This window comes from Actinophytocola sp. NPDC049390, assembly GCF_044466355.1.
Lineage (GTDB): Bacteria > Actinomycetota > Actinomycetes > Mycobacteriales > Pseudonocardiaceae > Actinophytocola.
In genome coordinates this window covers 480624-493572 of record NZ_JBITMQ010000002.1, presented here as the reverse complement: position 1 = coordinate 493572, position 12949 = coordinate 480624, and the positions used below count along the sequence as shown (strand labels likewise).

Below are 12949 nucleotides of genomic sequence, written 5' to 3'. Positions count from 1 at the left end.
TCATCCCATGTCGTCGTCCCTGCCGTCTCGTGGGATCCGGGTGGTGGTCACCGCCGTCGCCGCCGGTGTGGCCGTCGGGTTGTTCGGGGGTGCCGCCGGTGCGGCGCCGGCCGCGCCGGCCGCGCCCGCCGGGGGTTCCGTGATCCGGGACGTGGTGCTCGCCGTGCACGGCGGTGCCGGGTCCATCCCGCGCGGGAGCCTGTCCGCCGAGCGGGAAGCCGCCTACCGGGACGGGCTCACGCGGGCCCTGCGTGCCGGGTACGGGTTGCTCCAGGACGGCGCGTCCAGCCTCGACGCCGTCGAGGCCGCCGTCCGGGTGCTCGAGGACGACCCCAACTTCAACGCCGGTAAAGGCGCGGTGTTCAACACCGACGGGGAGCACGAGCTCGACGCGTCGATCATGAACGGGGCCGACCTGCGGTCCGGGGCGGTCGCGGGCGTGCACAACACGAAGAACCCGATCTCGTTGGCGCGCATGGTGATGGAACGGTCCCGGCACGTCATGATGGCGGGCCGCGGGGCGGACGTCTTCGCGCTCCAGAACGGCGTGCCCTACACGACCCAGGACTACTTCTTCACCCAGCGGCGCTGGGACGCGTTGATCGACGCCAAGGAGAACGCGAAGGTCGACAGCGGTGGCACGGTCGGAGCGGTCGCCGTGGACCGCGGGCGCGGGGTCGCCGCCGCCACCTCCACCGGTGGGCTCACCAACAAGCTCGTCGGCCGGGTGGGCGACTCGCCGGTCGTGGGTGCCGGTACCTACGCGAACAACCGGACCGTCGCGGTGTCCTGCACCGGTACCGGTGAGGTGTTCATCCGCGGGGTTGCGGCGCACGACATCTCCGCGATCATGGAGTACACGCGCGCGCCCGTCCAGCGGGCCGCCGCGACCGTGGTCAACGAGAAGATCCCGGCGCTCGGCGCGACCGGTGGCGTGATCGCATTGGACCCCAGGGGAAACCTCGCGACGCCGCACAGCACGGCCGGGCTGATCAACGGTTACGTCACCCGTGACGGACGGATCGTCACCCGGCTGTACAACGACGAAACCCCTATTGGGTGAGTCTGATCGGGTTCACGATGTCGGCGGTGACGGTCAGCAGCAACACCGCGCCGCCGATCAGCACCAGGACCATCGTGATCCCCGACAGTCTCGTGTAGTCGACCGGCGCGGCGGCGGTCTTGCCGCGCCGGTCGCGCAGCCGGTTGCGGACGTGCTCGTACCAGGTCACCGCGATGTGCCCGCCGTCCAGTGGCAGCAGCGGCAGCAGGTTGAACACGCCCATGAAGAAGTTCAGGCCCGCCAGCAGGAGCAGGAACACCTGCCACAGCCCGGCCTCGACCGCCTCACCGCCGATGCGGCTCGCGCCGACCACGCTGACCGGGGTGTCCGGGTCGCGTTCGCCGCCGAAGATCGCGTCCACGACCGCCGGGATGCGTTGCGGGAACTCGATCAGCTTCTGGAAGGTCTGGGCGAACATGTCACCGGCGAACGTGGCGGTGCCGCCGATCGCCGACCACGCGCCGTACTCGAACGACCGGGTCGCCATCACACCGGCGACCCCGACCTGTGCGACGGCGGCCTCACCGTCGGAGTTCGTGACGGGCCGGTCGACGCGGGGGACGTCGACGGTCAGCCGCACCGTCTCGTCGCCGCGTTGCACCACGAACGGCGTCGGGCCGTCCGCGCGCTGGATCTCCTCGACCATCGCCGTCCACGTCGGCGTCGACACACCGCCGACGGACAGCACCTCGTCGCCCGGCCGCAGCCCCGCCGCCTGCGCCGGACCGGCTTCGCCGGGGGCGCACGTCGGGTTCGCCAGCTGCTCGTTGGTCGTCGCGTCGTGCACGCAGGCCGACACCTGTGAGACGACCGGCTTCTCGGCGAGGTTGGGCAGGCCGAACGTGACGGCCATGACGTACAGCACGACGAAGCCGAGCAGGAAGTGGGTGAACGGGCCGGTCGCCATCACGACCGTGCGCTTCCACGTCTTCTGCCGCCACATGGCCCTCGGCTCGTCCTCGGGGTCGACCTCGTCGAGGGCGGTCATCCCGGCGATCTCGCAGAACCCGCCGACGGGGATGGCCTTGAGCCCGTACTCGGTCTCGCCGCGCCGGAACGACCAGACGCGAGGGCCCATCCCGACGAAGTACCGGCGCACCTTCATGCCGAACGCCTTCGCCGTCAGCAGGTGCCCGGCCTCGTGCAGGGCCAGCGAGACTCCGATGCACAACGCGAAGAGCACCACGCCGATGAGGTACGCGAGCACACCAGCCCCTCTCACCTGTCGTCCCGGCGAGCCTACGCAGGACAGGTAAAGGGACTGTTCAGGCCGGTCACGCCGCGTCGGCCCGGGCGCTCGGTCACTCGGCGAGCGTGTCCAGGACCTGCTGGCCGAACTTCGCGAGCTTGTTCTCGCCGACGCCGCTGATCCCGCCCAGCTCCGCGAGCGTGCTGGGGCCTTCGGTGGCGATCTGGCGCAGCGTGGCGTCGTGGAAGATCACGTAGGCGGGGACGCCCTGTTCCTTCGCGGTGGCCGCGCGCCACGCACGGAGCTTCTCGAAGACCGGTTGCGTCTCCGGGGACAGTTCCTGTTGCGGTGCCTTGGCCTTCGCGGTCCTCGCCGGCTTCGCCGCGCGCTTGGGCTCCTGCCGCAGCCGGACCTCGCGCCTGCGGGCCAGCACCTCCCCGCTCGCCTCCGTGAGCACGAGCGTGCCGTGGTCGCCCTCCACGGTCAGCAGGCCCTGGGCCAGCAGCTGGCGGATCACGCCGCGCCACACCGGCTCGGGGAGGTCGGTGCCGACGCCGAACACGGTGAGCGAGTCGTGGCCGAACTGCTGGATCTTCGCCGTCTGCTTGCCGAGCAGGATGTCGACGATGTGGCCGACGCCGAACTTCTGGCGGCGTTCGCGGTCCAGCCGGAAGACGGCGGAGAGCACCTTCTGCGCCGGGATCGTGCCGTCCCACGCCTCCGGCGGGCTCAGGCACGTGTCGCAGTTGCCGCACGCCTGCGCTTCCTGACCGAAGTAGTTCAACAGCTGCACCCGGCGGCACTCGACCGTCTCGCACAGTGCCAGCATCGCGTCGAGGTGGGTGCCGAGGCGGCGGCGGTGCGCGTCGTCGCCCTCCGACGTCTGGATCATCTTGCGTTGCTGCACCACGTCCTGCAGGCCGTACGCGAGCCACGCCGTCGACGGCAGGCCGTCGCGGCCCGCGCGACCGGTCTCCTGGTAGTAGCCCTCGACCGACTTCGGCAGGTCGAGGTGCGCGACGAACCGCACGTCGGGCTTGTCGATGCCCATGCCGAACGCGATGGTCGCGACCACCACGAGACCGTCCTCCCGCAGGAACCGCGCCTGGTTGCGCGCGCGGGTGCCGGCGTCCAGGCCCGCGTGGTAGGGCAGCGCCTCGATCCCGTTGTCGGACAGGAACCCCGCCGTGCGTTCCGTCGAAGCCCGGGACAGGCAGTAGACGATGCCCGCGTCGCCCTTGTGCTCGGTGGTGAGCAGCTCCAGCAGCTGCAGCTCGGGGCGGTTCTTCGCCACGATCCGGTACTGGATGTTGGGGCGGTCGAAGCTCGACACGAAGTGGCGCGCGTCGTCCAGGTTCAGCCGGTGCGCGATCTCCTTGCGGGTCGCGGCCGTCGCGGTCGCGGTCAGCGCGATCCTCGGCACCGCCGGCCACCGCTCGTGCAGCCGCGACAGCTCCAGGTAGTCCGGGCGGAAGTCGTGGCCCCACTGCGCGACACAGTGCGCCTCGTCGATGGCGAACAGGGAGATCTTCCCGCGGTCCAGCAGCCGCAGCGTGGACTCGACCTTCAGCCGTTCCGGCGCCAGGTACAGCAGGTCGAGGTCGCCTGCCAGGAACGCCTCCTCGACCTCGTGCCGCTGGCCGAAGTCCTGCGTCGAGTTGAGGAAACCGGCGCGCACACCGAGCGCCCTGAGCGCGTCGACCTGGTCCTGCATCAGCGCGATCAGCGGGGAGACCACGATGCCGACGCCGGGCCGCACCAGGGCCGGGATCTGGTAGCACAGCGACTTGCCGCCGCCGGTCGGCATCAGCACGAGCGCGTCCCCGCCGCCGACGACGTGTTCGATGATGTCCTGCTGGTTTCCCCGGAACGCGTCGTAGCCGAACACGCGGCGCAGCGTGTCCAGCGCGGGCTGGGTGGCGGTCTCGGGGAGAGTCACGCGGCGATTCTAGGGGCGACGGCCGACAACGCCGGGGAGTTGTCCACAGGCCAGGCGTGTCCACCTACCGTGACCTCGCCGATGTGCGGTTCCGGCGTGGCGCCGAGGATCTTCCCGACCCGCTCGGCCTGCTCGTTGAGTTCCGCGCGCCGGGCCCTGGTCATGCGGATGAACGGCGCCACCGTCAGCGCCACGCGCCTGCCTGACCGCTTCCAGTGCCCAGGACCCCCGGCGGGAAACCCGAGCCGCCCCGACACTCAATTAGGACAGGATCGGTCCCATATGCTCACGGTATGAGCGCCGCCCGTCTCCTCGCGTTGCTGTCCCTCCTGCAGACCCCGAGGGAGTGGCCGGGCAGCGAGCTGGCCCGGCGGCTGGAGGTCAGCCCGCGGACGGTCCGGCGCGACGTGGAGCGGCTCCGCGAACTCGGCTACCCGGTCGAGGCGACCATGGGTGCCGAGGGTGGCTACCGGCTCGTCGCGGGTGCGGCGATGCCGCCGCTCCTGCTCGACGACGAGGAGGCGGTCGCCATGGCCGTGGGTCTGCGTGCCGCCGCCGGTCAGGCCGTCCAGGGCATCGAGGAGGCGGCCGTCCGCGCGCTCACCAAGCTCGAACGGATCCTGCCGTCGCGGCTGCGGTACCGGGTCGGCGCGCTCTCCTCGGCGACCGTCCCGCTCGTCACCGGTGCGCAGGATCCTGTGGATCCAAGTCAACTGACCGGGATCGCGGGCGCGGTGACGAACACGGAGCGGCTGCGGTTCCGCTACCGCGACAACGACGGCGCGGAGACCACGCGGCACGTCGAGCCGTACCGCCTCGTCGCGGCAGGCAGGCGGTGGTACCTCGCCGCGTTCGATCTCGACCGGGACGACTGGCGACTGTTCCGGGTCGACCGTATTGCGAACGCCCGGGGGACCGGTGCCCGGTTCCGGCTCCGGGAGCTGCCGGAAGGCGACCCGGCGTCGTTCACCACCAGCAGGCTCTACTCGCTCGCGCCCACCTACGAGGCCGTGGTCGTCGTCGACCTGCCCGCGGACCGGGTGCCGCCGCACCTCGGGGTGGTCGAGCCGGTCGACGACCACCGCAGCCGCGTGCGCGCCGGTGCCGACACCCTCGGATGGCACGCGTTCCGGTTCGCCGCCGCGGGATGCGAGTTCACCGTCGAGGAACCGCGGGAACTGATCGACTACCTGCGTGCGATGAACGGTCGAGTGGCACGGGCGACCGAATCGGGGTAAGCGTGTCGATCCCGGGGAGGCTCGTCCGACGTGTGGTCAGCGGCTAGGTTTCGGCGAGCCTGGGACGAGACGACGAAACGACGAGGGAAGGACGACAGGCATGCGCTTCATGCTCATACGCAAGGCCGACGAGGAGACCGAGGCCGGTGTCGCGCCGAGTCCCGAGCTCATCGAAGCCATGGGTCGCTACAACGAAGAACTCATCAAGGCGGGCGTCATGGTGTCCGGCGACGGGCTGACGGCCTCCAGCAAGGGGGCCAGGGTGCACTTCTCGGGCACCGGCAGGACGACGGTCGTCGACGGTCCTTTCGCCGAGGCGAAGGAGCTGATCGCGGGGTACACGATGATCGAGGTCGACTCGCTCGACGAAGCCCTCGAATGGGTGAAGAAGTGGCCGGTCGAGGACGGCCACGGCAACGTCGAGATCGAGATCCGCGAGGTCGCCGGGACGGACGACTTCGGCGACGCGATGACCGACGAGAACCGCGAGCACACCGAGCGCCTCCGCGAACTGACCGACAGCACATTCAAGGAGTGACGATGCGTTTCATGGTGATGGTCAAGACCGACGGGGCGTCGGAGCAGGACGCCTCGCCGTCGGCCGACGACATAGCTGAGATGGGCCGCTACAACGACGAGCTGATCAAGGCGGGCGTGCTGCTCGCCGGTGAGGGCCTGCTCCCGTCGGCCAAGGGGGCGCGGGTCAGGTTCACGAACGGCACGCCGACCGTCATCGACGGCCCGTTCACCGAGGCCAAGGAGCTGGTCGCCGGTTTCTGGCTGCTCGACGTCAAGTCGAAGGAGGAGGCGATCGAGTGGGTCAAGCGGGTCCCGTGCACCGAAGGGGTCGAGTCCCACATCGAGATCAGGCAGGTCCTCGAACCCGAGGACCTGATCCCGTCCGCGACGGCGGAGGCGTAGGCGTAGCTGCTTTGATAGGCGCATGCCGACGCTGGAGACCCACCGCGCGATAGACGCCGTATGGCGCATCGAGTCGGCCCGGCTCATCGCCGGGCTGACCAGGATGGTGCACGACGTCGGTCTCGCCGAGGAACTCGCGCAGGACGCGCTCGTCGCCGCGCTGGAACAGTGGCCCGAGTCGGGCGTCCCGGAGAACCCGGGCGCCTGGCTCATGGCCATCGCCAAGCGCCGTGCCATCGACATGTTCCGCCGCCGCGAGACGCTCGACCGCAAGGTCACCGAGATCGGCCGTGACCTGGAGACCCAGGAGCTGCCGACCGCGGAGCCGGACTTCGACGCGATCCACTCCACCATCTCCGACGACCTGCTGCGGCTGGTCTTCATCTCCTGCCACCCCGTCCTGTCCACCGAGGCCAGGGTGGCGCTCACGCTCCGGCTGCTCGGCGGGCTGACCACCGAGGAGATCGCCCGCGCGTTCCTCACGCCCGAGCCCACGATCGCGCAGCGGATCGTGCGGGCCAAGAAGACCCTCGCCCAGAAGAAGATCCCGTTCGAGGTGCCCGCGGCGAGTGAGCTGGGGGAGCGGCTCGCGTCCGTGCTGGAGGTCGTGTACCTGGTCTTCAACGAGGGCTACGCGGCCACCGGCGGCGACGACTGGATGCGCCCCGCGCTGTGCGAGGACGCGATGCGGCTCGGCCGGATCCTCGCCGAGCTGGTGCCGGGCGAGCCGGAGGCACACGGCCTGATCGCGCTGATGGAGATCCAGGCGTCCCGTTCCCGCGCGCGGACCGCGCCGGACGGTACACCTGTATTGCTGTACGACCAGGACCGCGGGAAGTGGGACCAGCTGCTGATCCGGCGCGGTCTCGCGGCGCTGGAGCGTGCGGCCCGCCTCGAGCAGCCGATGGGCCCCTACGTCCTCCAGGCCGAGATCGCCGCCTGTCACGCGCGCGCCCGCACCCCGGAGGACACCGACTGGGTGCGGATCGCGGCGCTGTACGCGCGGCTCGTGCAGCTCGTGCCGTCGCCGGTCGTCGAGCTGAACCGCGGGGTCGCCCTGTCGATGGCGTTCGGCCCCCAGGCCGGGCTCGACGTCGTCGACGAGCTGCTCGACGAGCCGTCACTGAAGAAGTACCACCTGCTCCCGAGCGTGCGCGGGGACCTGCTGGCCAAGCTCGGCCGCACCGAGGAGGCCCGCGCGGAGTTCGAGCGGGCCGCGGAGCTGACCCGCAACGAGCGGGAGCGGTCCCTGCTGCTGAAGCGGGCGGCGGAATGACCGACAGCACCCCCGGGATGAAGGACGTCGCCGCGGTCGCCGGCGTGTCCATCGGCACCGTGTCCAACGTGCTGAACCGTCCGCACCTGGTCAGCGAGGCGACCCGCCTGCGCGTACAGGCCGCGATCGTCGAGCTGGGGTTCGTCCGCAACGAGACCGCCCGCCAGCTGCGTGCCGGGCAGAGCAGGACCATCGCGTACGTGGTCATGGACGCGGCCAACCCGTTCTTCAACGACGTCGCCCGTGGCGTGGAGGAGGCGGCCCGCGCCGAGGGGATGGTCGTCTACCTGTGCAACTCCAACCAGGACGGCGGCCGCGAGCGCGAGTACCTGGAGCGGCTGCGTGAGCAGCGGGTGCAGGGCGTGCTGATCACCCCGATCGATCCGGGTGGCGAGCGGCTCGCGGAGATGCCTGGCCGCGGCATGCCGGTGGTGCTGGTCGACTGCCAGTCGGTCGACGAGCAGCAGTGCTCGGTCGCGGTCGACGACGTGCTCGGCGGTGAGCTGGCGATGACGCACCTGCTCGAGACCGGGCACGAGCGGATCGCGTTCGTCGGCGGCCCGGCGAGCGTGCAGCAGGTGCGCGACCGTTTCGAGGGCGCCCGGCAGGCCACGCTCGCCGCGGACCGGCCGATCGAGCTGGTGCGCATGGCGACCGAGGCGCTCACGGTGGCCGAGGGCAGGCGCGCGGGGGAGCGGCTCGTCGGCCTGCCCGCCTCGCGGCGCCCGACCGCCGCGTTCTGCGCCAACGACCTGCTCGCGCTCGGGTTGCTGCAGGCCATGGTGCGGCAGGGCCTGTCGGTGCCGGGCGATCTCGCGGTGGTCGGCTACGACGACATCGAGTTCGCCGAGGCCGCGGCCGTGCCGCTCACGTCGGTGCGCCAGCCGAGGGAGCTGCTCGGCCGCACGGCCGCGCGGCTGTTGCTGGAGGAGGCGTCGGGCGACGCGTCGCACCAGCACCAGCAGGTCCGGTTCCGGCCGGAGCTGGTCGTGCGGGCCTCGACACGGATCCAGCGCTGAGTCCTTGACACCTTTTCGTCGCTCCACCATGCTGAGGCACGATTGAAACGTTTAACTTCGATGGTTGAGGGCAGCATGACGGACCAGGTCGAGGCGTTGCTGCGACGGAGCAACCGGCTCGGAGCCGACCCCCGCAACACCAACTACGCGGGCGGCAACACGTCCGCCACGACCACCGCCACCGACCCGGTCACCGGCACCGACGTGGATCTCCTGTACGTCAAGGGTTCCGGCGGCGACCTCGGCACGCTGACCAGAGGCGGCCTCGCCGTGCTGCGGCTCGACCGGCTGCGCGCGCTGACCGGCGTCTACCCGGGTGTCGAGCGCGAGGACGAGATGGTCGCCGCGTTCGACTTCTGCCTGCACGGCAAGGGCGGGGCGGCGCCGTCGATCGACACCGCCATGCACGGCCTCGTCGAGCAGGCGCACGTCGACCACCTGCACCCGGACGCGGGCATCGCGTTCGCGACCGCCGTGGACGGGCCGGAGCTGACCCGCCGGTGCTTCGGCGACCGCGTGGTCTGGGTGCCGTGGCGGCGGCCGGGTTTCCAGCTGGGGCTGGACATCGCGGCGGTGCAGCGGGACAACCCACAGGCCATCGGCGTGGTCCTCGGCGGGCACGGCATCACCGCGTGGGGCGCCACGAGCGACGAGTGCGAGGCCAACTCGCTGGAGATCATCGCCACCGCGCAGCGCTACCTCGACGAGCACGGCAGGCCCGACCCGTTCGGCGCGGTAGTGGTCGAGCCGCTCGCACCCGCCGACCGCGCACTGCTCGCCGCCCGGATCGCCCCGGCGGTCCGCGGGCTCGCCTCGACCGACCACCCGCAGGTGGGGCACTTCACCGACTCGGCCGGCGTGCTGGACTTCCTGTCCCGCGAGCGGCTCGGTGAGCTGGCCGCGAAGGGCACCAGCTGCCCCGACCACTTCCTGCGCACGAAGGTCCGTCCGCTCGTGCTCGACGTGCCGCCCACCACGCCACTGGACCAGTTGCTCGCACGCCTGAAGGAACTCCACGAGGCCTACCGCGCCGACTACCGCGCCTACTACGAGCGCCACGCGGACGCGGACAGCCCGGCCATGCGCGGCGCCGACCCGGCGATCGTGCTGGTACCGGGCGTCGGCATGTTCAGCTTCGGCGCCGACAAGCAGACCGCGCGCGTGGCGGGCGAGTTCTACGTCAACGCCATCAACGTCATGCGTGGCGCCGAGTCGGTGTCGGTCTACGAGCCGATCGACGAACGCGAGAAGTTCCGCATCGAGTACTGGGCGCTCGAAGAGGCGAAGCTCAAGCGGCGCCCCAAACCCAAGCCTCTCGCCACCCGCGTCGCGTTCGTGACCGGCGGTGGTTCGGGCATCGGCCGTGCCACCGCGCTGCGGCTCGCCGCCGAGGGCGCGTGCGTGGTCGTCGCCGACCGCGACCCCGACACCGCCAAGCAGGTCGCGAGTGAGATCGGCGAGACGGGCATCGCGGTGACCGTCGACGTGACGGACGAGAACGCGGTCGCGGAGGCTTTCCGTACGGCTGTATTGGCTTTCGGCGGCGTCGACCTCGTGGTCAACAACGCGGGCCTGTCGGTGTCGAAACCGTTGCTGGAGACCACGGAGGCCGACTGGGACCGCCAGCACGACGTGATGGCGAAGGGCTCGTTCCTCGTCAGCCGTGAGGCGGCGCGGATCATGGTCGAGCAGGGCATCGGCGGCGACATCGTCTACATCTCCAGCAAGAACGCGGTGTTCGCCGGTCCCAACAACGTCGCCTACGGGGCGGCGAAGGCCGACCAGGCGCACCAGGTCCGGCTGCTCGCGGCCGAACTGGGAGAGCACGGGATCCGCGTCAACGGCATCAACCCCGACGGCGTGGTCCGCGGCTCCGGCATCTTCGCGGGCGGCTGGGGCGCGCAGCGCGCGGCCGTGTACGGGGTGCCGGAGGAGGAGCTGGGTGCCTTCTACGCCAGGCGCACGCTGCTGAAGCGCGAGGTGCTGCCGGAGCACGTGGCGGCGGCGGTCGTCGCGTTGTGCGCCGGTGACCTGTCGCTCACGACCGGGTCGCACGTCCCGGTGGACGCCGGGGTGGCCGCGGCCTTCCTGCGATGAGGGTCGCGGCCGCGGACCTCGGCGCCGCCAGCGGACGGGTGATCGTCGGCGCGGTCGGCCCGGACACCCTGGAACTGCGGGAGTGCCACCGGTTCCCCAACCGTCCTGTTCGGATCGCCGGGACACTGCACTGGGACATCCTCGCCCTGTACCAAGGAGTTCTCGACGGACTGCGAGCTGCCGGGCCCGTCGACGGGATCGGCATCGACTCCTGGGCGGTCGACTACGGCCTGCTCGACGCGGACGGCGCGCTGCTCGGCAACCCCGTGCACTACCGCGACGAGCGGACCGCGCACGCCCGCGACAACCTGGAACGCCTCGGCGCGGCGGAGTTGTACGCGACCACGGGCCTGCAGTTCCTGCCGTTCAACACGATCCACCAGCTGGCCGCCGAACCCCGGCTGCACCTCGCGCACCGCCTGCTGCTGATCCCGGACCTGCTCGCGTACTGGCTGACCGGAGAGATCGGCGCCGAGGTGACGAACGCGTCGACCACCCAGCTCCTGGACGTGCGCACCCGCACCTGGGCCACCGCGCTGATCGAGAAGGTCGCCGATCCGGCCCTCCTCCCGCCACTGCGTGAACCGGGCACGGTCGTCGGACGGCACGACGGCACGCCGGTCATCGCGGTCGGGTCGCACGACACCGCCTCGGCGGTCGCCGGGGTGCCCGCCGAGGACACGCGGTTCGCCTACATCTCGTGCGGCACGTGGTCGCTCGTCGGCGTGGAACTGGACGCGCCGGTGCTCACGGAAGCCGGCAGGGCAGCCAACTTCACCAACGAGCTGGGCATCGACGGGACGGTGCGCTACCTGCGCAACGTGATGGGGCTGTGGCTGCTGCAGGAGTGCGTGCGCGAGTGGGATGCCAACACAGCTGACTTGCTCGAGGCGGCCGCCCGCAGGCCGCGTCGCGCGGTGATCGACCCCGACGACCCGGTGTTCCTGCCGCCGGGCGACATGCCGGGCCGCATCGTGGCGGCGTGCGAGAGGGCGGGGCAGCCGGTTCCGGAGGACCGGCCCGCGATCGTGCGGTGCGTCGTGGACAGCCTGGCCGACGCGCACCGGCGGGCGGTGCAGGACGCGCAGTCGTTGTCCGGCAAGGAGATCGACGTCGTGCACATCGTCGGCGGCGGCGCGCGGAACGCGCTGCTGTGCCAGCTGACCGCGGACGCGTGCGGGCTGCCGGTGGTGGCGGGCCCGGTCGAGGCGACGGCCATCGGGAACGTGCTCGTGCAGGCGAGGGCGCTCGGCGCGCTGGACGGTGACCTGAACCGGCTGCGTGCGCTGGTCCGCGCCACGCAGCCGGTCACCCGCTATCAGCCGAGCGCGTAGACGCGTGCCCAGTCGACCTCGTAGATCGCGGGCTGCAGGTCGTCGCCGTAGAAGTTGTCCAGCTGGATGGTCTGGTGCATCGACGGCGCGCACTGGATGCAGTCCCGCACGTCGTTGGCGCCACCCGAGAAGCTGAACCACTCCACGCCGTCGACGAAGCCCTTCACGTGGTCGGGCGTCCACTCGATCGCGATGTTGTGCCACCCGGACAGGTCCACGCCGCACAGCTGGGCGTGTTCCTGCTGCACCGGCGCGTCCGCGTCGTGCGGGTAGTGGATGAACGCCTCCGCGCAGTCCTCGCCGGGAGCGCCGTTCTCGAGGTAGTCGTACTCGCCGTCCTCCGGCCACTGGTTCGAGTCCGGCCACAGGATCAGCAGGGGGTGGTACTGGCGTCCGTTGTTCTCGCCGGTGGCCTGCGACCGGACGCGGGCCTCCCACCGCCCGTACCGCTGCCCGACGTGGGACGCGAGCCAGCCGGAGTCGCCGTTCGCCTCACCGGTCTGGCGCAGCACACCGCCGACCACGCGCGTGTTCTCGTCGCAGCGCCGCCCGTTGTCCGAGTGGCCCGGCCAGCACTGGCCGACTCCGCCGCCCGCGAGTGACCACTTCTCCTGGTCCGGCACCGCGGGCTCGGCCTCCGAGCCGTAGTCGAACTCGTCCGACCCCGCCGCGATGGGCTCACCCCAGCCGTACCGCTCGGCCGCCGTGTCCGGTTCGGCGGCCGACGCGGGCAGCGCGAACACCGCCCCCGACAGCGACACCACGGCCCCGAGCGCGACAAGCCAGCGTCTGCGCATGTCCAGATCCTTTCCCCGACGAACAGTTGCGTGCCCAGCCTCGCCGCGGCCGCGGTCCCGGGTGCGCGCCGTGGCC

Annotated in this window: 12 protein-coding genes; 8 read left to right on the top strand and 4 right to left on the bottom strand. The window is 71.3% G+C overall.

What is annotated here, in order from left to right; translation table 11 throughout:
- The first annotated feature begins 7 nt into the window (after positions 1–7).
- On the top strand, positions 8–1063 hold the full coding sequence (locus ACIBVP_RS08480; RefSeq protein ID WP_396105376.1) for an isoaspartyl peptidase/L-asparaginase family protein: 1056 nt from the start codon (positions 8–10) through the stop codon (positions 1061–1063).
- Here the strand turns inward: ACIBVP_RS08480 and ACIBVP_RS08475 are convergent.
- The 3 genes from ACIBVP_RS08475 to ACIBVP_RS08465 form a co-directional block, all read right to left on the bottom strand.
- Positions 1053–2270, bottom strand: coding sequence for a M50 family metallopeptidase (locus tag ACIBVP_RS08475; protein WP_396105375.1), 1218 nt, complete (start codon positions 2268–2270; stop codon positions 1053–1055). The two genes, ACIBVP_RS08480 and ACIBVP_RS08475, sit on opposite strands and share 11 nt — an antisense overlap.
- Positions 2271–2364: 94 nt before the next feature.
- Positions 2365–4191, bottom strand: a complete 1827-nt coding sequence (gene recQ, locus ACIBVP_RS08470) for a DNA helicase RecQ (RefSeq protein ID WP_396105374.1) — start codon at positions 4189–4191, stop codon at positions 2365–2367.
- Complete coding sequence (locus ACIBVP_RS08465) at positions 4188–4385, bottom strand: hypothetical protein (protein ID WP_396105373.1); 198 nt, start codon at positions 4383–4385, stop codon at positions 4188–4190. Before ACIBVP_RS08465 ends, recQ begins: the two co-directional genes overlap by 4 nt.
- Before the next feature lie 99 nt (positions 4386–4484).
- On the opposite strand from ACIBVP_RS08465, the gene ACIBVP_RS08460 reads away from it, so the two are divergent.
- From ACIBVP_RS08460 to ACIBVP_RS08430, 7 genes are all read left to right on the top strand, one after another.
- Positions 4485–5429, top strand: coding sequence for a helix-turn-helix transcriptional regulator (locus ACIBVP_RS08460; protein ID WP_396105372.1), 945 nt, complete (start codon positions 4485–4487; stop codon positions 5427–5429).
- Positions 5430–5529: 100 nt separating this feature from the next.
- Entirely contained in the window at positions 5530–5967 is a 438-nt protein-coding gene (locus ACIBVP_RS08455) for a YciI family protein (RefSeq protein ID WP_396105371.1), read from the top strand.
- 2 nt (positions 5968–5969) lie between these two features.
- Positions 5970–6350 (top strand): YciI family protein, encoded by a 381-nt coding sequence (locus ACIBVP_RS08450; RefSeq protein ID WP_396105370.1) that lies wholly within the window; start codon positions 5970–5972, stop codon positions 6348–6350.
- 22 nt (positions 6351–6372) lie between these two features.
- Positions 6373–7626 carry an RNA polymerase sigma factor gene (locus ACIBVP_RS08445; RefSeq protein WP_396105369.1) on the top strand — a complete coding sequence of 418 codons (1254 nt, stop codon included), beginning with the start codon at positions 6373–6375 and terminating at the stop codon, positions 7624–7626.
- Positions 7623–8645 (top strand): LacI family DNA-binding transcriptional regulator, encoded by a 1023-nt coding sequence (locus ACIBVP_RS08440; RefSeq protein WP_396105368.1) that lies wholly within the window; start codon positions 7623–7625, stop codon positions 8643–8645. The genes ACIBVP_RS08445 and ACIBVP_RS08440 overlap by 4 nt, the downstream gene beginning before the upstream one ends.
- 75 nt (positions 8646–8720) lie before the next feature.
- Positions 8721–10742 carry a bifunctional aldolase/short-chain dehydrogenase gene (locus ACIBVP_RS08435; RefSeq protein ID WP_396105367.1) on the top strand — a complete coding sequence of 674 codons (2022 nt, stop codon included), beginning with the start codon at positions 8721–8723 and terminating at the stop codon, positions 10740–10742.
- A complete protein-coding gene (locus ACIBVP_RS08430; protein WP_396105365.1) occupies positions 10739–12076 on the top strand; it encodes a rhamnulokinase family protein in 1338 nt (445 codons plus the stop codon). Before ACIBVP_RS08435 ends, ACIBVP_RS08430 begins: the two co-directional genes overlap by 4 nt.
- Here the strand turns inward: ACIBVP_RS08430 and ACIBVP_RS08425 are convergent.
- Entirely contained in the window at positions 12061–12873 is an 813-nt protein-coding gene (locus tag ACIBVP_RS08425; protein WP_396105364.1) for a glycoside hydrolase family 16 protein, read from the bottom strand. The genes ACIBVP_RS08430 and ACIBVP_RS08425 overlap by 16 nt on opposite strands.
- Positions 12874–12949: the final 76 nt, after the last annotated feature.